General features: G+C 65.0%; 14 protein-coding genes and 1 other RNA gene. 10 read left to right on the top strand and 5 right to left on the bottom strand.

The genetic code is table 11. The annotated features are described in order from the left end of the window. Positions 1 to 150 precede the first annotated feature (150 nt). Together ACQRAG_RS09100 and ACQRAG_RS09105 are read right to left on the bottom strand one after the other, a co-directional pair. Positions 151 to 2,721, bottom strand: a complete 2,571-nt coding sequence (locus ACQRAG_RS09100; RefSeq protein ID WP_303955947.1) for a PEP/pyruvate-binding domain-containing protein — start codon at positions 2,719 to 2,721, stop codon at positions 151 to 153. Positions 2,722 to 2,873: 152 nt separating this feature from the next. After that, positions 2,874 to 5,441: a sigma 54-interacting transcriptional regulator gene (locus ACQRAG_RS09105; protein WP_168935156.1), complete on the bottom strand. Its 2,568-nt coding sequence runs from the start codon at positions 5,439 to 5,441 to the stop codon at positions 2,874 to 2,876. Between the two features lie 230 nt (positions 5,442 to 5,671). Here ACQRAG_RS09105 and ACQRAG_RS09110 point away from each other — a divergent pair, with 230 nt between their 5' ends. The 10 genes from ACQRAG_RS09110 to ACQRAG_RS09155 all read left to right on the top strand — a co-directional run bounded on the left by ACQRAG_RS09110 (position 5,672) and on the right by ACQRAG_RS09155 (position 14,889). After that, on the top strand, positions 5,672 to 5,977 hold the full coding sequence (locus tag ACQRAG_RS09110; RefSeq protein ID WP_168935155.1) for a DVU0150 family protein: 306 nt from the start codon (positions 5,672 to 5,674) through the stop codon (positions 5,975 to 5,977). 18 nt (positions 5,978 to 5,995) lie between these two features. Further along, complete coding sequence (locus tag ACQRAG_RS09115; protein ID WP_168935154.1) at positions 5,996 to 7,051, top strand: sulfite exporter TauE/SafE family protein; 1,056 nt, start codon at positions 5,996 to 5,998, stop codon at positions 7,049 to 7,051. 11 nt (positions 7,052 to 7,062) lie between these two features. Further along, positions 7,063 to 7,653 carry a DUF4881 domain-containing protein gene (locus tag ACQRAG_RS09120; RefSeq protein ID WP_168935153.1) on the top strand — a complete coding sequence of 197 codons (591 nt, stop codon included), beginning with the start codon at positions 7,063 to 7,065 and terminating at the stop codon, positions 7,651 to 7,653. Between the two features lie 131 nt (positions 7,654 to 7,784). After that, on the top strand, positions 7,785 to 8,099 hold the full coding sequence (locus tag ACQRAG_RS09125; protein ID WP_168935152.1) for a hypothetical protein: 315 nt from the start codon (positions 7,785 to 7,787) through the stop codon (positions 8,097 to 8,099). 110 nt (positions 8,100 to 8,209) lie between these two features. Continuing rightward, positions 8,210 to 9,052, top strand: a complete 843-nt coding sequence (locus ACQRAG_RS09130; protein ID WP_304020411.1) for a hypothetical protein — start codon at positions 8,210 to 8,212, stop codon at positions 9,050 to 9,052. A gap of 304 nt (positions 9,053 to 9,356) precedes the next feature. Further along, a complete protein-coding gene (locus ACQRAG_RS09135; protein WP_040370146.1) occupies positions 9,357 to 9,869 on the top strand; it encodes a YchJ family protein in 513 nt (170 codons plus the stop codon). Between the two features lie 12 nt (positions 9,870 to 9,881). Then, positions 9,882 to 10,235 carry a hypothetical protein gene (locus ACQRAG_RS09140; protein ID WP_168935149.1) on the top strand — a complete coding sequence of 118 codons (354 nt, stop codon included), beginning with the start codon at positions 9,882 to 9,884 and terminating at the stop codon, positions 10,233 to 10,235. Positions 10,236 to 10,340: 105 nt separating this feature from the next. After that, positions 10,341 to 11,681 (top strand): glucose-6-phosphate isomerase, encoded by a 1,341-nt coding sequence (locus tag ACQRAG_RS09145; protein ID WP_304020407.1) that lies wholly within the window; start codon positions 10,341 to 10,343, stop codon positions 11,679 to 11,681. A 72-nt stretch (positions 11,682 to 11,753) separates the two neighbouring features. Beyond that, on the top strand, positions 11,754 to 13,334 hold the full coding sequence (locus ACQRAG_RS09150) for a sensor histidine kinase (protein ID WP_427804023.1): 1,581 nt from the start codon (positions 11,754 to 11,756) through the stop codon (positions 13,332 to 13,334). A gap of 175 nt (positions 13,335 to 13,509) precedes the next feature. Beyond that, positions 13,510 to 14,889 carry a sigma-54-dependent transcriptional regulator gene (locus ACQRAG_RS09155; protein WP_072334933.1) on the top strand — a complete coding sequence of 460 codons (1,380 nt, stop codon included), beginning with the start codon at positions 13,510 to 13,512 and terminating at the stop codon, positions 14,887 to 14,889. 610 nt (positions 14,890 to 15,499) lie between these two features. Here ACQRAG_RS09155 and ffs read toward each other — a convergent pair. The 3 genes from ffs to ACQRAG_RS09170 all read right to left on the bottom strand — a co-directional run bounded on the left by ffs (position 15,500) and on the right by ACQRAG_RS09170 (position 17,540). Further along, positions 15,500 to 15,585: signal recognition particle sRNA small type (gene ffs, locus ACQRAG_RS09160), an RNA gene on the bottom strand. A gap of 31 nt (positions 15,586 to 15,616) precedes the next feature. Next, positions 15,617 to 16,414 carry an amidohydrolase family protein gene (locus tag ACQRAG_RS09165; RefSeq protein ID WP_168935145.1) on the bottom strand — a complete coding sequence of 266 codons (798 nt, stop codon included), beginning with the start codon at positions 16,412 to 16,414 and terminating at the stop codon, positions 15,617 to 15,619. Positions 16,415 to 16,577: 163 nt separating this feature from the next. Beyond that, positions 16,578 to 17,540 (bottom strand): D-2-hydroxyacid dehydrogenase, encoded by a 963-nt coding sequence (locus tag ACQRAG_RS09170; RefSeq protein WP_427804022.1) that lies wholly within the window; start codon positions 17,538 to 17,540, stop codon positions 16,578 to 16,580. Positions 17,541 to 17,547 lie beyond the last annotated feature (7 nt).

Genomic DNA, 17,547 nt, shown 5'->3' on the forward strand with positions numbered 1-17,547 from the left:
GGAGAGGGAGACGAGACAATCTAAGGCTATTTGGTTGCGTCCGCAACCCGATCCGCACAAAAAAGTGGCTACTCTGCCGAAAGAGAGGAACAGGAAAGCCCCTCCGCAGGGGAGGGGCTTCCGTGACAGAATACGATCCTCCGCCGGGGATCAGTGATATTCGCCGTTGAGGAATTTCATGGCATAGCCGTGCACGGCCGCATCGGAGGTCATGAGCATGTCCATCTGGCGGGTCATGATGAGCAGGCGGCCCAGCTGGTCCAGGCGCGAGAGGACATCCAGCCGGGGGTACTTCTGGTAGCGGGCGCGGATACGGTCGCCTACTATTTCTACAGTAAAGCCCAGCTCCGTCAGGATGACCCCGATGCAGCGCACGCGCCGTTCGCGCTGCACGCTGCCGGCCGCACCGCCGGCGAATTCGAAGCGGATGTAGTTCTTGCTCAGGGTCTCGCCGCACCAGCTGTCCAGGATGGCGTAGTGGTAGCCCACGCGCGAGGAGAAGTTCACGTAACGGTCCGAGACGATGGCGTAGCTGCGGTCGCCGAAACGCTGGCCGCCCTGCTGGTTGCCGCCGCTCATGTTCTGGCTCATGACGGACAGGAAGCCGCGCATGTTGATGGGGCGGGGCCCACGGGCCTGGACGGCAGGATTGAGCATGCCGGACAGCACTTCGGCAAAGGGCTCGCTGATGACGTCCTCGGGCGTGACGCGGCGGGACTCGGGATTCTTGAGGCCGCCGCCGAGGTCGATGACGTACAGGTCCAGCGGCACCGGACAGACCAGCTGGCTGGCCGCGCCCATGCTGCCCTCGGTGACGCTGTCGGATATGAGGAACATCTCGCTGTAGCTTTTTTCATGGGCATAACGCATGACGTCGTGCAGCGAGGTGCAGTTGGCCGGGCTGAAGAGCTCCGAATGCGGGTCCACCAGATGCAGGGGCATGATGTAGCTGGCGATGCGGCGCAGCAGGATCAGGGCCGGGGTATCCGCGGCGGGACGGCGGGGTTGCAGGCGCAGGGCCAGCAGCTCGGGGATCTCGCCCTTGAACACGCGCCCGCCGATGGCATCCACGGTGACGACCTCGCCTTCTTCCAGCAAACTGGTGGCACCGGGCAGGTTGATGACCGTGGGCATGCCGAATTCACGGCAGACAGACGCCATGTGACCGGTAAGGCTGCCCGTCTCGGCGATGATGGCCGAGGCCCGCTGCATGGCCACCATGGCGTCGGGCGAGGTGTGCTGCAGGAGCATGACCGCGCCTTCGGGGAAGTGGGTGAGGTCATGCGAAGGATGCACATGGATGACGGGGCCGCAGCCCACGCCCTTGGCCGCCACTTCGCCGCCGCTGAGCAGGGGACGCAGGTGCGAGAGCGCCGGGGCCGTCACTTCGCTGACCGAGGCGTCCAGACCCATGGGCCGGGTCTGGAGCAGGATGATCTGGTCGTCTTCGTCCACGGCCCATTCCACGTCCTGCGGGTACTGGTAGTGGCGTTCCAGTTCCAGCGCCATGGAGGCCAGCTGCTGCGCCTGCTCATGCGACAGGCTGGGCACGTTGCGCAGGCTTTCGGGCACGTCCTCTTCCTTGCTCTCCACGCCGTGGCGTCCGGGAGCCAGCACGAGGCGGACCTCCTTGTGGGCGATGGTCTCCTGCTGGATGCGCAGGTTGGCGCGCGAGACCAGCCAGTTGTCCGGGGTGGCCGTGCCGTCCACCACCATCTCGCCCAGGCCCCAGGTGCCCTGGATCATGACGCAGTTGGAGCGCAGGTCCACGGGATGCCGGGAGAAGGCCACGCCGGCCGCCTTGGCCTGCACCATCTTGAGACAGCACATGCCCATGCTGGTGGCGTCCAGCGGATAGCCGTTGCGGGCGCGGTAGGCCAGGGCACGGGGCGAGAACAGACTGGCCAGCACGCGCTTGAAGGCCGTGAGCAGGCTCTCGCGCGTGACGCCGAGGATGCTCAGGTACTGGCCGGCAAAGGACTGCACCCCGTCCTCGTCCACGGCACTGGAGCGCAGGGCGGCCTGTACCTGGCTGTCCTTGCCGAAAGCTTCGTCCCAGCCGTCGAGCAGGGCTTTTTCCACTTCTTCGGGCAGAGGGGCTTCCAGGATCAGGTTCTGCACGGTACGGGCAGCGTCCTGCAGGCTGTGGGGCACGTCGGCGTCCACCTTGCACAAGGTGGAATGGATCTTCTTGAACAGGCCGCTGGGACGCAGCAGGGCCAGGCTGCTGGCCTGGATGGTGACCGCGAAGCCGGGGGGAACGGGCATGTCCAGCATGTTGCTCAGTTCGCCCAGGTTGGCGTTCTTGCCGCCCACGCTGTAGCCCATGCTGGCGTCCACTTCCGTCAGGGGCAGGATGAGCGCATTGACGTCGCCGCGGGTATGCTTCTCCAGCTCGTTCTCGATGTGCCGCCCGATGGCAGCCACGCTTTTTTCCAGATCCTTGTAGCGGTTGCGCGACATGTCGTTGAGGCAGGCCGCCATGCGTTCGCAGTGGAAGACCGCCTTGCGGGCGATGCGCCGTACCTGATGGGTCTCCAGATGCTTGTCGCCGCGCTGGGCCGCGTCCAGCTTGGCCAGGATGGCGGCCAGGTCCGCATTGGACTGGAGCAGCTCGTTGAAGGAGGCGTAGCGACGGCCAAAAGCGGCCATGGCCTGCTCGCGGCTGATGCGCGGCTCCAGGCCAAACAGGCGTTTGAGAGTCTTGATGGTCGTGGTCATGGAACTTCCTTTTGCTTCCCCCGGCAGGGCATGGAAGGCAGACGGCGCAGGTACGCCCGGCCTGTTCCTGGAGGCCGCGGCCGCCCGGGGCAGACCGTCCGGCATCCGGCAGGCGGCCTACCGCCGTGCCGTCATGTCACGGAAGGGCTGCCTCAGGCGCGGAACCCGCGTGCTGCCGGCAACACTATATAGCGTTGGGCCGGGCCGCGCCCTTCCCTGCGGACAAGGCCCAGACGGACCAGGATCTGCAGGTCGTACTGGGCGGTACGCATGGAGATGTCCTTGCCTGCCATGTCCTGATATTCCTGCCGGCTGATGCTGCCGAGCTCCACTATCTGGGGCAGCAGACGGGCAAGACGGGCATTGAGGCGCGGCTGGGCATCTTCCGCAGCGGGCATCGCGCCCTGATCCTCGCTTTCGGCCGGAACGGGCTGGGCAACAGGACTTTCTGCCGTTTCCGCAGCCTCGCCGTGGGGCTGCCTGCTGTCGGCCCGTGCGGGCGGGCAGGAGAGCTTGCCGCGTTCCGGTCGCGCAATGTCTCCGGGAAGGGTATCCGGTCCCAACTGGATGTTTTCTGCAAAAATGAGGCCATTTTCGCAAAAAGCCAGGGCCCGGGTCAGGCAGTTCTGCAGCTCGCGCACGTTGCCCGGCCAGTGGTATTCCTGGAGCTTGCGCAGGGCGCCGCGGCTGAGGCGCGGCGTGGGCAGGCCCTGGGATTCCGCGGCCCGGGTCAGGAAAAAGACGGCCAGCAGGGGCAGGTCGGACTTGCGGCGGCGCAGGGGGGGCGTGCGGATGGTGATGACGGCCAGACGGTAATAGAGGTCCTCGCGGAAGGAACCTTCCTGGGCGTCCTGCAACAGCTCCGCGTTGGTGGCGGCGATGATGCGGGTATCGAAAGGCACGTCCTCGTCGCTGCCCAGCGGGCGGATCATGCGGGTGGAGAGCGCCCGCAGCAGGGCCTGCTGGACCTTGGGGGCCGCGTTGCCGATCTCGTCCAGCATCAGGGTGCCGCCCTCGGCCGTGAGGAAGGCGCCCTTGCGGGGCTGGCGCGCCTCGGTGAAGGCGCCCTTGACGTGGCCGAACAGGGTATCCATGAGCAGGTTCTCGTCCAGGGCACCGCAGTTGATGGTGATGAAGGGGCCGTTGGCCCGGGGGCTGGCCTGGTGGATGGCCGCCGAGACAAGCTCCTTGCCGGTGCCCGTCTCGCCGATGACGAGGACGTCGGCCATGGTGGGCGCGGCCTTGAGGAAGTTGGCGCGCAGGTCCTGCATGGCGGCGGAGGTGCCCACAAGGCCGTTTTCGGGGATGTCGTCCAGCTCCGGCATGTTCTCGGCTGGTTCGCGGGCCCAGCGGGCGTCCTGCATGAGCTGCTGGTTGAGCTGTTCCTCCTCGCTGCGGCGCAGGCGGTGGAGCAGGGCGTTGATGGCATCCTTGAGCTGTTCGAGCTCCCGGGGCATGGGCGGCAGCACCAGCGGGTTGGAGCTGTGGCTGTCGATGCGCATGTTCACTTCATTGGACAGGCGGCGCAGGCGCTTGGTGGTGCCGCGTGCCAGCCAGGCCAGGCCCAGGCCCAGCAGGCAGATGCCGGCCAGCAGGCAGATGCCGTAGATGCCGATGATCTGGATGCCGGTGCGGGTGGCGGTGAAGCTGGTGTCCAGCACGGCCAGGCCGCCTACGATGGTGTGCGGGCTGTCCGGGTTGGCGGTAAAGGTGACGGGCGCGAAGCTGACGCCTTCCACGGCGTTGTCCCCATGGCCCCAGGCATCGCCGTTGTCCAGGAAGATCTGGCCGGAATGCCCGCTCTGGACGTTGGAGACCATGGACCAGTAATTGACGTGGTTGGAGCCTGGCCGGAAGGCGGTGCTGAAGCCGGCGCGGCCGAACTCGCCCTGGAAGCCGGCGCGCAGCGAGTCGCTGTTGAGGCGGCCGCTGGCATCGTCCGCCTCCAGATTCTCGGACTGGAAGAGCATCCAGCCCTGGTTGTCGAAAAAGATGCTGCGGATGCGGGTCTCGTCGTCGGCGGTGCGCAGGGGAGCGGACGACGACGAGAACATGCTGATGGCGTCGCGCAGGACGGTCAGGTCCAGAGAAAGGATGAGCATGCCCTGAAAGACGCCCTGGCTGTCGTAGATGGGCGTGGAGAAGCGGATGACGTAAAGGGGGATGCTTTGCACGGAATCGTTGAGCGGGACCATGGAATAGACCACTTCCAGGGGCTGGCTGACCTGCACATGGCCGGGCCGCTGGGCCGCGCTCAGGCTGGTGAAGGGGTTGCCCACGGTGGCGGAGGCGATATCGGGAGGGATGGAGATGATCTCGCCCCCGTAGCTGAGCAGCAGATAGCGCTGGGAGGGATCCGTGCCCATGAAGGCCACCTCGCGATAGCGCAGGCCCTCGGCACGCACGCGGAACTGGAGACGCCGTACCATGTCCTTGGGCTCCATGGAACCCGCGGCCAGGATGAGGAGCTGGTTTCGGGTCTCTGTGAGAATTTGCTCAAGCGAAAGGCTCATGGCCTGGGCATGCAACTGGGCATTGCGGGCTATTGCGCGATTGACCATGGCTTCGATACTGCGTCCCGTTGCGAGGAAAACAAGTAATAAAACCAGCGTCAAAAGCGGTAAACCGAGCAAAAGCACCCGGCTTGTCATGCTGCGGTTGACGAAGAACCGGGTGGTTTCCAGCGAATTTCCCAGGACGGGTCTGGTCCAGATGCGCATACGTCCTCCCGATAACGCAAAAAACGTGCAACTTTCCTGAAAATCTATCCGCAATGCGCAGTTTGCGCAAGAGGAAAAACGCTTGGCAGTGTTGGTAATCAAGGATTTTCGGGTTTTTTAGCGAAATTGGCACGGGTGTTGCTTAAAACGAGCATGTGAAGTTTGGGACGAATGGTCCTGCCGTGGGACGCAGGATCTGGATGTAACAACCCCAAGACCCGGAGGAGAACATGAAAATGATGCGCAAGCTCTGGACAGCTATTGCGGGCAGCTTCGTCATGCTGCTGGTCATGATGCCTTCCCTGGCCCTGGCAGCCAAGAAGGCGGCGGCAAACGTGGTCATCGTGGCCGATACCCGCCGCCTGGACGGTATCATGCTGTGGTGGGCGCAGATGTACAATGACAGTCATCTGTACTTCACCATCCTGACCATCATCATCATCCCGACGGTCGGCTGCATCTTCGGCTTCCTGGCCGACGTTGTGATGTCGCACATCGGTATCGACCTCAAGCACCGCGAGCTGGCTGAACACTAGGCCGGAAGGGAGGAAAACATGGATTGGTTGTATGTTTTGATGCCCATCTCCGGCGTGACGATTTTCTGGCCCGGTCTGATCATTCTGGGTCTCGGCGTCGGCATCATCGGTGGTTTCTTTGGTATGGGCGGTGCCTGGATGGTTACCCCCGGTCTGAACATCCTCGGCTTCCCCATGGCCTTCGCCGTGGGCACGGACGTTGCCCACATGGCCGGCAAATCCCTGATCTCGACCCTGCGGCACGGCAAGTTCGGCAACGTTGACTACAAGCTCGGCCTGACCATGCTGGTCGGTACCATCGTGGGCGTGGAACTGGGCGCCCAGATGCTGATGTGGCTGGAACGCCTGGGTTCCGTCGACAAGGTCGTGCGCTGGCTGTACGTCGTGCTGCTGATCTGCATGGCCTGGATGGTCTTCCATGACGTGGCCCTGCGCAAGAAGAAGGAACGCGAAGCCGCCGCCCGCGGTGAAGAGCTCTCCGCTACCGCCACCGGTATCGACTGGGCCTCCAAGCTGCACGCCATCCGCATTCCCCCCATGGTGCACTTCCACGGCGCCGGTATCTACTGCTCCGCCTGGCTGCCCATCGCGGTCTCCCTGTTCACTGGCTGGCTGGCCGGTATCCTCGGCATCGGCGGCGGTCTGATCCGCATGCCCGCCCTGGTGTACCTGGTCGGTTGCCCCACCCACGTGGCCGTGGGTACGGACCTCTTCGAAGTGGCCATCTCCGGCCTGTACGGCGCCGCTTCCTTCACCTTCAAGGGGCGTACTGAACTCGTGGCCGCCCTCATCATGCTGGTCGGTGCCGCCATCGGTGCCCAGATCGGTGCTGTCGCCACCAAGTACATCAAGGGTTACGGCATCCGTATCGCCTTCGGCTGCGCCGTCATCGGCTGCCTCGCTTCCGTGGTCCTGAAGCTCATCCAGCCCTACTTCCCCGCCTATGCCGGCTTCATCAACGGCGTGGCTACCGTGGTGGTTCTGGGCTTCGTGAGCGCCATCTCCCTCTACATCACCGTCCGTATGGTTCAGGGCGCCAAGGCTGAACTGGCCGCCAAGAAGCGCCAGGCGTAAGGAGGCAGCACATGAGAATGCGTAACGTAATTCTGACTCTGGTACTGGCTCTCAGCCTCGGTCTGACCGCGTGCGAATTTGGCCAGGTGGAACAGGGCCGCTGCGTGGCCTTCAATCCGGAAACCAAAACTCTTCTGGTGGTGCTGGACGTCAATCATGACCAGCGCAACCCCCACTACTCCGGCGGCGTCCATGAGTACACCCTGCCTGCCGATCCGTCTGAAATCGGTCCCCTGCCCGTTCCCGGCGGCCGCGTGATGTTCGACCTGGAAAAGTCCACCGTCACCATCTTCAACCCCGAGACCAAGGCTCTGGAAGTCCTGAACGTGCAGTTCACCGATGTTGAGAAGGGCATCAAGCGCACCCATCCCAAGGTGCACGGCAAGACCTTCCCCATCATCGACAAGGACAAGATGTCTGTGACCGAATACTCGGCCCGCCTGCAGGCCCTGGTGACCTTCACCATCCCCGCTGACAAGATCGACCTGCCCCCGGCCACCTGGGAAGCCGGTGACGAAGTCCGCATGTACTACAAGGAAAATGCCAAGCATCAGGCCCTGCGGTTCATGAACATCACCCGCACCAACATCTTCAAGAAGTAAACAACAGCAGCATCCACAACCCGGGGGGCGGCCCTCCGCCCCCCACCCCCTCCTGCTAGACGAGACTGCCGTGAAAAGCCTTTCCCGGCAGTCTTTTGATAACAGACCTTCTTCCCGCCAAGGAGCCCGTCATGACCAGCAGCTACAAGCGTTCCCTGTATTCCAGCATCGTCCGCATTGTTGCCAATGTGGTGATGATAGGCGCTGTCTTCCTGGGCATGTACATGGCCTCCCGTTTGCCCATGTCCTCCATGAGCACGTTCTGCCTCTGGTTCTTTGGCATCTCCATTCCTGTCTGGATGGGGGCGTTCGCCCTGATCCGCAAGATCCGCCAGGTCTACGCCGATGAAGGCGCCACCTACATCGAACTGCCCCGGCAGGGCGCCAGTCTGGTCTACTGGCGGGTCCTGGAACAGCCCCAGCACCACCTGGGGATCGTTCGCTGACATTCGCCTCCGGAAAAGCCCGCTGCCCTCCGTCCCCGCCGCTTTGGGCCGGGGCCCGAAGCGGAGGCGGCGGGCTTGCCGGAAGGCCGCTCTTCCTCTAGACTGCCCGTATGAGCGATTCCTCCAATTCCTTCTGGCAGGCACTGCCAGCCCTCAAAGAACGCCAGCGCCGCACAGGTCTGCTGGCCGCTCTTGTGCTGGGGCTGGCTGTCCTCGTTCTTGTGGACGGTCTGCAGGCCCTCATGCGTGCCGGGTCCTACCATCTGGACATCGTTGCCGGGCAGGGGACCATGCTTTCCGGCCCCATCGGCATCGACAAGCCGCGCGACAGCGACCTGCTGGTCTCCGTGACCCCGGAAGGCGCGCCGCTGAGCTTCCGTCTGGACGGCTTTTTTGCCAGCTACTGGTTCGGCAACGGCATGTGGCGCGGCGAGATCGTGGCGGAGCAGGGGGCCACTCCCGGCACCTATGCCCTGAGCGTCCGGGTGCGCGGCACACCGGCCAGCGCCACGCAGCGCTATGAGGTCACCGTCTGGAGCGACGCCGCCAGCCTGCGTCAGGGGGCCTACTCCCTGACCGTGTCCCTGCTGGGCTTCAATCCCTTCTGGCTGTCCGGCATCCTGGCCTGTATCGGCGTCGTGCCGGGCCTGCTCTCCTTCCTGTCCGGGCGGCGCATCGTCAGGCTGCTCTGGTACGCCGGGTTCAGCGAAGTGTTCCGCACGGAGGCCCGGAAGGACGGCAGCCTGATGCTCTGGTGTTCGGGCTCCAAGAAGGAAGGCCCCGCCGAAGGGGCCCTGTGCGAGGTGGTGGATGTCGGTGGGCAACTGCTAGGCCGGGCCAGGCTGGAGAAAAAGGCCGCCACCTGCATGGAATTGCGGATGGCTGCCGGGGAACTGCCCGACGGCGAAATCCCGGAAAGCTGCTACGTGCGTCTGTCCGCACCGCGCAACTGAGTCTTTTGCCCAAAAAGATCGCATGGAGGGCTTCCCGGCAGGGAGGCCCTTTTTCATCGTCTGTGGAGCTCCGGCCGCGCGCCGGGCTTTTCGGCATGTCCCGTCCCGGAAGGGAAGGGGGGCCGGTGTCCGGCTGTCTCCCGGAAGAGGGGCCGCCGGGGCGGGAACAGCGTCATGCCCCGCAACGCGCCCCGTTCCGCCGTCCCCCGCCTGTCCTGCTTGCCGCCGGGGCGGCCATGGGCTACACTTGCAAAGCGCCGTGGCTCTGCCATGGCAGCTGTCATAACAAGGATGTAACTGCAAGATGTCTGAACTGTGTCCCTGCGGCAGTGGCCGCCCTCTGGACGAATGTTGTGGTCCCTACCTGGAAGGCAAGGCCTGGCCCGATGATGCCGACACCATGGTGCGCTCGCGCTTCAGCGCCTATTGCCTCGGCAAATTCGATTATCTGGTGGAGACCACCCATCCCGCCTATCGCGAAGATCTGACCGCCCAGATGCTGGAAGAGCAGACCCGTGACGTCCACTGGCTGCGTCTGGACATGGGCCCCTGTGAAAAGGACCAGCCCGAAGGCGAGAACGGCGAGCTCTTCGATACGGCCGAATTTTATGCCTACTACGAACTGGAAGGTTCCGTGCGCCAGATCGGCGAACGCAGCTTTTTCCAGCGCAAGGACGGCAAGCTGTACTATGTGGACGGCGTGGCCCGTCGCCCCAAGGCTTACCGTCGTCCCGAGCCCAAGGTGGGCCGTAACGATCCCTGTCCCTGCGGCAGCGGCAAAAAGTACAAGAAGTGCTGCGGCCGGGAATCGGCCTAGGCGGGGGGATCCATGGCCAATCCTGGCCCTGTTGCCGCCATCCGGCAATTTTGTCTTGAATGTCAGGGCAATTCCTCCCGTTCCGTGCGTCAGTGCGCGGATGAGGACTGCCCCCTGTGGGGCTGGCGCATGGCCGCCATCGAGGCGGACAGCCGTCCGGAATGGCATGGCCCGGATGCGCCGCGCCGTGCCCTGCGCGTCATCCGCGGGCAGTGCATGATGTGCGCCGGCAGCCGTGCCGACGTGCGCCAGTGTGCCGCCCGTGAGGACTGCGTGCTGTGGCGCTACCGTTTCGGCGTGCGACCGCAGACCTACAAAGAGGTGCGGCGGCGCTTTTTTGCCCCCAAGCCCCTGAAACTGTTTTGATCTCACGGAGCGGCATCATCGTGGTGCCGCTCCGGGCCTCTTTCCGGCCCTGCCGGTCCTTTTGGCTTCCCTTGCGGAAGACGCCCCATCCAGGGGGAGGACACCATGATGCATACGCTTGAATGGTCCCGCGCCTATACCGGTCGTCTGCAGCGGGACGCTGCCGCCGTTTTCGCCGCGCGTGCGCCGGAGCTGTCGCGCCGTCTGGAGACGGAATGCGCGCAAGGCTCGCTGCCTTTCCTGACCATGCCGTACCGGGAACGCCTGGAGCGGGAACTGCCGCCCCTGCTGCCCCGGGTCCGTGCGCGGCGCCATATGCTGGTGCTGGGCATCGGCGGCTCCGCACTGGGGGCCCGCGCCCTGCAGCGCGCCTTTGCGCCCGGGCAGGACGGTCCCTGCCATGACGGCCCCTGCCTCTGGATCGCGGACAACGTCTGCGCCGCCACCTTCGAGAGCTGGCTGGCCAAGCTGCCGCCCCACGAGACCACGGTGGTCTGCATCAGCAAGTCCGGCGGCACCATCGAGACCCTTGCCCAGTACTTCCTTTGCCGGGACTGGCTGCGCAAGGCCCTGGGCGAGCGCTGGCACGAGCACATGATCGTGGTCACGGACCTGCACCAGGGTTTCCTGCGCGAGGAGGCCTCCCGCTACGCTCTGGATTCGCTGGAAGTGCCGGACAATCTGGGCGGCCGCTATTCGGCCCTTTCGGCCGTGGGCCTGCTGCCCGCCGCCTTTTTGGGTATCGACTGGCAGGCCCTGCTGGACGGGGCGGCCGCTGTGGCCCGTCCGCTGGCCCAGGGTCCGTCCTGCCTTGCCGGGCATCCCGCCTTCCATCTGGCCTGCTGGGCCAATGCTCTGGAAAGCCACGGCTACAGCCAGCTGGTGTTTTTCTGCTATGTGCCGCAATGGGCCACCTATGGCCCCTGGTTCGCCCAGCTCTGGGCCGAGAGCCTGGGCAAGGACGGCAAGGGCATCATGCCTGTGCCCGCCACCGGGGTCACGGACCAGCATTCCGTCAACCAGATGTTCCTGGACGGGCAGCGTGACAAGGGCTGCATCTTCGTGACCGCCAGGGGACTGGAGCAGGGGCGGCATTTCGGCCGGGACCTGCCTGACCACTGGAGCTGGCTGCGCGGCAAGCCCTTCGGGGCCCTGCTGGAAGCCGAAGGCCTGGGCACGCGCATGGCCCTGTGCAAGAGCGGCGTGCCCCTGCTGCACATGGAGATGGGCGAATGCACGCCCCGCGCCGCGGGCAGCATGATGCTGCTGCTGGAAGCGGCCACGGTCTTCACCGGCTGGCTCATGGGCATCAATCCGCTGGACCAGCCCGCGGTGGAACTGGGCAAGCGGCTGGCCAACACCCGTCTGGGGGCGTCCGGTTATCCCCGGGAGGCTGCCGACCTGGCCGAATTTCTGGCTGTGGCGCAGGAGCCCGAGAGCTTCTAGGGAGCCCGTTTTTCCCTGCCGCGCCTCCGGCCTGCCCTGTTGCGGGCCGTGGGCGGCAGACTGGAGCATCGCATGTTCAAAGGTGGTACCGCCGCAGCGGGAGCGACGGCAGAGCAGGATCTGCCGCTGAGCTATGCCCGCACGCTGTCCTGGCTCTCGTTGCTGGTCATCATGGCCACCAGTCTGGTGCTGTCGTTCTTCATCGCCAATTCGGCGCGCGAGGCCCTGCTGACACGGCAGGAGAACTTCTCCCGCCTGCTGGCCGAGAACCTCAACCACCAGATCTACCGGCGTTTCGCCCTGCCCACGCTGCTGGCCCACGGGCGCATCGCCCTGCGCCAGCCCAGCCAGTACGACAGGCTGGATCAGGTGGTGCAGTCCGTGGTCCACGGGCTGCCCATGGAACGCCTGCGCATCTATGACTTCACGCGGGTGGTGGCCTATTCCACCAGCAAGGAAGAGCTGGGCCGCATGGGCGTGGGCCCGGAAAGCCTGGACAGCACCCTGCGCGGCGGCGTGCCCAAGCCGGAGCTGATCTCCAATATCCCGGACTGGCGGGCCATCTTCCACCTGCCCTTGCCGTCGGGGACCTTCGTCCTGCGGACCCTCTATCCCCTGCGCGGGGAGCCCCTCCAGCCGGGGGCGGAGCCGCCCATCATGGGGGCGCTGGAGCTGACGCAGGACATCACCAGCGATTACGAGCAGATCTTGCTTTTCCAGGGCGTAGTGGTGGTGACCTGCCTGCTGTCGTCGGTCATCATGTTCGCCTTGCTCCTGATGCTCATCCAGCGGGCGGAACGCGTCCTGGCCGACCGCATGGCCAAGAACCGCCAGTTGGAGAACGAGCTGCACAGCAACGAGAAGCTGGTCAGCATGGGCCGCGTCATCGCCAGTATCGCCCATGAGATACGCAACCCGCTGGGCATCATCCGCTCCAGCGCGGAGCTGCTGCAACGCCGTATGGGCAAGGCCGATGCCGGGACCTCGCGCATCCTGCAGGCCATCTATGACGAGTCCGTCCGTCTGTCGCAGACGGTCAACGATTTTCTGGACTATGCCCGTCCCCGCCAGCCGCGGCAGGATCTGGTGGATCTGGATCTTGTGCTGAGTCAGGTGCTGGCCTTCCTGGAAGGTGAGCTGGGCCGTGTGGGCGTGGCCATCGAGCGGGCCACCTCGCCCGGTCTGTGGGTGCGCGGTGACAAGGACCTGCTCTACCGGGCCATCTACAACATCCTGGTCAACGGCCAGCAGGCCATGGACGGGCCGGGCATCATCCGCATCAGCAGCCGACGGAGCGACGACGGGCGCGTGGTGCTGGAGGCCCTGGACTCGGGACCGGGTTTCGATCCGGCCCTGCTGGACAGCGTGCTGGATCCCTTCTTCACCACCAAGGACGGCGGTACGGGCCTGGGCCTGCCCATCGTCAGTTCCATCATCAACAGCCATAGCGGCGAGATCCGGCTGGCCAACGGCCCCGAAGGCGGGGCCCTGGTGCGCATCCTGCTGCCTGCGGCGGAGCCGGAAAAGTCTGAAGAGCCTGAGATCCCCGCTGCCGCGGAAGCCCAGTCCGCCCCCGCGGAAAGCGGGGAAGCCGCCGCCCGGCCCGCCGACGACAGGGAAAACGGGACGCCGGAGCCCGGCAAAGAGAGCTAGACGTGCCCGCACGCCAGGCCGCCTCCCGCCTGCGGGCAGCCTGGGCAGGAAAATGTCGCAGGCTGGCCGCAGCGTCCTTCATCGGCGGAGCTGCTGGCAGAAAATCAGTTTTTTGCGGGCAATACGGTCCTGGGCCTGATCGGAGCCGCCTCACGCCTGTACCGGGAGAAACACCATGAGTGACAAATCGCATATTCTGGTCATCGACGACGAAAAAAACTACCTGCTGGTGTTGCAGACCCTGCTGGAGGATGAGGGCTACACCGTCACCGCCATCAGCGACCCCGAGACGGCCTTGGCCTTCCTGGCCGAGAGCGAGGTGGACGTGGTGGTGACGGACATGAAGATGCCCAAGGTCTCCGGGCGCGAGGTGCTCCAGCACGTGAAGAAGAGCTGGCCCTACATCCCGGTGCTCATCATGACGGCCTTCGGCTCCATCGAAAGCGCCGTGGAGGCCATGAAATACGGGGCCTTCGACTACATCACCAAGCCGTTCTCCAACGACGAACTGCTGCTCTCCATCCACAACGCCACGGAGCTGGCCCGCGCCCACCGGCAGTACCGCCTGCTGCAGGAAGCCATGGAAGAGCGCTACAGCGTGCACCAGATCGTGGGCCGCAGCCGCGCCATCCGCGATGTGCTGGTCATGGTGGACCGTGCCGCGCCCAGCCGCTCCACGGTGCTCATCACCGGCGAGTCGGGCACGGGCAAGGAACTGGTGGCCCGCGCCATCCATTACGCCAGCCCGCGCAAGGAAAAGCCCTTCGTCTCGGTCAACTGCATGGCCCTCAACCCCGGCGTGCTGGAGAGCGAGCTCTTCGGCCATGAAAAAGGCTCCTTCACCGGTGCCGTGGCCATGCGGCGCGGCCGTTTCGAGCAGGCCGACGGCGGTACGCTCTTTTTGGACGAGATCGCCGAGCTGACGCCCGATCTGCAGGTCAAGCTGCTGCGTGTGCTGCAGGAGCGCCGTTTCGAGCGCGTGGGCGGCGGTGAGGAGATCGAGGTGGACATCCGCGTGGTGGCCGCCACCAACAAGGATCTGGCCGCCATGGTGGAGAAGGGCACCTTCCGCGATGACCTCTACTACCGCCTGAACGTGGTGCAGATCCCTCTGCCGGCCCTGCGCGAGCGCCGGGAGGACATCCCGCTGCTGGTGGCCCACTTCATGGACAAGGTGGCGCGCGAGAACGACATGCCGGCCAAAAAGTTCACCACCGAGGCCCTCAACTACCTGAGCGGCTACGAGTGGCCCGGCAATATCCGCCAGCTGGAGAACGTGGTGGAATCCTGCATGGTGCTGGTGCCCGGTACGGTCATCGACGTGGACAACCTGCCCGCCGAGATCCGGGACGAGGATTCGCAGTTCAAGAGCGCCGTGGACCTGCTGCCCGTGCAGCTGGACCTGGCCGATACCCTGGAGAAGATCGAGGCCGCCCTCATCCGCCGTGCGCTGGTACGCGCCGATCTGGTGCAGGTCAAGGCCGCCGAGCTGCTGGGCATCTCCAAGAGCCTTTTGCAGTACAAGCTCAAGAAATACGCCATCACCGGGCATTAGGGTGGGGAAGGATGTTTGCGGGGGGAGGGAAACCTTTTCGGGAAAAAGGTTCTCCCTCCCCCCGATCCCCCCACCTTTCCAAAACCTTTTATTCAGGTCCCCGACGGCTGTCGTGACATGAAGATCTTACTGGCCTTGCCGGTCCTCCGGCAGGGCCTTTTTGTTTTTGGGGGAGGCCGTTCGGGGAGGTATTTTGTGAGGACAGGCTGTTTCCCTTCGTGCGGGCTCTTGGGAGGCTGTTCCCGTGACTTGGCGGGCGGCTTGAAGCGTGTGCCAGGGCAGGGGACCGGGGCCTGGAGAGGGCGGGAGCCTGACGGGGCGCATCGGGCCTGATGCCGCTCCGTAGAGGCCACCACGCCGTATCTCGTGACGCACCGGCGCCAGCGTTCCTATAAAGCGCGCCGGGAAGGGGATGGGGGGAGGGAAGCCTCTCGCGCGAGTAGCGACCGAATGGCGGCCAGAAGGGCCGTGCCCGTTAGCGACGAAGGAGCTTTACGGGCATCGACAGCAGAGAAGAGATGAGGGGGCTCCCTTCCCCCCAAAAAAGCGCCTTGCCCAAAGCGCTTGCTGCAAACGCAAAAAGCCGCGAACGTTTCCACGCTCGCGGCTTTTGTGGGCCGGACACCCGGCAGCGGCTGTTACCGCTGCTTTCTTTCGAACCTGACGGGGTTGGCAGTGCTGCCGCCGTCCGGCTTGAAGGCAAGCTAGCCGTAAAAGGGGGCTGCTGTCAAGCCCCGATCCCCAGCAGGCGGCCCGCATTGCTGAGGATGCGTTCTATGGCGTCCTCGCTCAGGCCGCTCATGGTACGCAGGCGCTCCAGCTCGTGGGCGGGATCATAGAGCGGCCAGTCCGTGCCGAACAGCAGCCTGTCCGGGGAGTGACGGGCCAGCAGCCGCTGCAGGAGCGAGGGCGTCACATAGGGCGTGGTGCTGGAGGTGTCTATCCAGAGGTTCTCAAAGTCGCCCAGGGCCTCCAGGCTGTAATCCCACATCTGATAGCCGCCGAAATGGGCACCGATGACCCGCAGGCGCGGGAAGGAGCGCATGAGGTCGGCCAGCATGAAGGGGCTGGAAGGGGCCTTGTCCAGGGGATCGTCGCTGCCGATATGGATCTCGAAGACGAAGTCGTCCTGGGCGCTCTCGAAGATGGGCAGCAGGCGGCGGTCGTTGAGCGCGAAACCCTGGAAATCGGGATGGAGCTTGATGCCGCGCAGGCCGCCCGCCTTCATGCGTTCCAGTTCGTCTTCCCAGTCCACATAGGCCGGGTGCAGGGTGCCGAAGCCGATGACTTCCTCATGTTCCCGCTGCAGCTTCATGGCGTAGTTGTTGGCCGGGATGACCTGCGCGGGGGCCGTGGCCGCACAGAGGACGATGCATCTGTCGATGCCGGCGGCCTTCTCACGCTCCAGAAGGTGCTCGATGGTGCCGTCACCGCGGCAGTCCAGGTGATAGACCGTATTGAGATGGTCCACGGCCTTGTGGGCGATCTTGGGATGGAAGGCGTGGGTGTGGATGTCGAAAAACATGATGGGCTCGGATGTCTTGTGGAAAATGCGTCCCTGATCTCCTGCCGCTTCCTTTTGGGGAAAAGGCCGGTGGGGAAAGGACAGGGAGGCTGGTGCTTTTGCCGTTCCGTGACCGGAGGCGCAGCACTGGCCGTGCCCGCGCCTTCCGGTGTTGGTTCGTTGGTTATTCCTTCACGCCGTTGACCACGTTGACCGGGGTGCCCTGCTGCCAGCGGAGGATGTTCTCGGCCGTGAGGTTGATGATGTTCTGCCGCGAACGGGCCGTGGCCCAGGCCATGTGGGGCGTGATGAGGGTGTTGGGCGTGTGCAGCAGGGGATTGTCCGCCGCCGGGGGCTCCTTGGCCAGCACGTCCACGCCCAGGCCGCCCAGTTTGCCGCTGTGCAGGGCCTCGGCCACGGCGGCCTCATCCAGCAGAGGGCCGCGGGCCGTGTTGATGAGGATGGCGCCGGGCTTCATGCGGGCCAGGGCCTTGGCGTTGATGATGGCCCGGGTGGCATCGGTCAGCGGGCAGTGCAGGGAGATGACGTCGGCCTGCTGGAAGATCTGGTCCGTGGAGGTGAAGGCGAACGGGCTGTAGGACGGAGGGTTGCGGGGGGTGCGGCAGTTGGCCAGGACGGACATGCCGAAGGCGTGCCCCAGCTCGCCCACACGGCGGCCGATGGAGCCGAAGCCGATGACGCCCAGCGTCCGCCCGCGCAGGCAGACGGGCGTGGTCTTCCAGTAGCACCAGGTGTCTTTCCATTCACCGGCGCAGACGCTGGCCGTATGCTCGCCGGTACGGCGGCACAGCTCCAGCAGCAGGGCCCAGGCGTGCTGGGCCACGTCGTCCACGCCGTAGGCCACCACGTTGCAGACAGGGATGCCGTGTGCGGCGGCGTCGGCAGTATCGATGATGTCGTAACCTGTGGCCAGGACGGCCACCATGCGCAGGTCGGGCAGGCGGGACAGCGTGCCCGACCGCAGGGGGACCTTGTTGGTGACCAGCACTTCCGCGCCGGCGGCCCGTTCCACGATCAGGTCTTCGGGCGTATCGCCGTAGATGGCCACCTCGCCCAGTTTTTCCAGGGGCGCCCAGCTGATGTCGCCGGGGTTGATGACGTCGCCGTCAAGCACAACTATCTTCATTTTGATC

Origin of the sequence: Desulfovibrio sp. SGI.230 (assembly GCF_050313065.1) — a bacterium.
In the GTDB taxonomy this organism is placed as follows: domain Bacteria; phylum Desulfobacterota; class Desulfovibrionia; order Desulfovibrionales; family Desulfovibrionaceae; genus Desulfovibrio.

What these genes read in the sequence shown, in the direction of transcription:
- ACQRAG_RS09125 (WP_168935152.1), top strand. Translation starts at nt 7,785, where the DNA reads ATGACCAGCAGCTACAAGCGTTCCCTGTATTCCAGCATCGTCCGCATT.
- ACQRAG_RS09105 (WP_168935156.1), bottom strand. Translation starts at nt 5,441, where the DNA reads ATGCGCATCTGGACCAGACCCGTCCTGGGAAATTCGCTGGAAACCACC.
- ACQRAG_RS09155 (WP_072334933.1), top strand. Translation starts at nt 13,510, where the DNA reads ATGAGTGACAAATCGCATATTCTGGTCATCGACGACGAAAAAAACTAC.
- ACQRAG_RS09120 (WP_168935153.1), top strand. Translation starts at nt 7,063, where the DNA reads ATGAGAATGCGTAACGTAATTCTGACTCTGGTACTGGCTCTCAGCCTC.
- ACQRAG_RS09140 (WP_168935149.1), top strand. Translation starts at nt 9,882, where the DNA reads ATGGCCAATCCTGGCCCTGTTGCCGCCATCCGGCAATTTTGTCTTGAA.
- ACQRAG_RS09145 (WP_304020407.1), top strand. Translation starts at nt 10,341, where the DNA reads ATGATGCATACGCTTGAATGGTCCCGCGCCTATACCGGTCGTCTGCAG.
- ACQRAG_RS09110 (WP_168935155.1), top strand. Translation starts at nt 5,672, where the DNA reads ATGAAAATGATGCGCAAGCTCTGGACAGCTATTGCGGGCAGCTTCGTC.
- ACQRAG_RS09115 (WP_168935154.1), top strand. Translation starts at nt 5,996, where the DNA reads ATGGATTGGTTGTATGTTTTGATGCCCATCTCCGGCGTGACGATTTTC.
- ACQRAG_RS09150 (WP_427804023.1), top strand. Translation starts at nt 11,754, where the DNA reads ATGTTCAAAGGTGGTACCGCCGCAGCGGGAGCGACGGCAGAGCAGGAT.
- ACQRAG_RS09170 (WP_427804022.1), bottom strand. Translation starts at nt 17,540, where the DNA reads ATGAAGATAGTTGTGCTTGACGGCGACGTCATCAACCCCGGCGACATC.
- ACQRAG_RS09165 (WP_168935145.1), bottom strand. Translation starts at nt 16,414, where the DNA reads ATGTTTTTCGACATCCACACCCACGCCTTCCATCCCAAGATCGCCCAC.
- ACQRAG_RS09130 (WP_304020411.1), top strand. Translation starts at nt 8,210, where the DNA reads ATGAGCGATTCCTCCAATTCCTTCTGGCAGGCACTGCCAGCCCTCAAA.
- ACQRAG_RS09135 (WP_040370146.1), top strand. Translation starts at nt 9,357, where the DNA reads ATGTCTGAACTGTGTCCCTGCGGCAGTGGCCGCCCTCTGGACGAATGT.
- ACQRAG_RS09100 (WP_303955947.1), bottom strand. Translation starts at nt 2,721, where the DNA reads ATGACCACGACCATCAAGACTCTCAAACGCCTGTTTGGCCTGGAGCCG.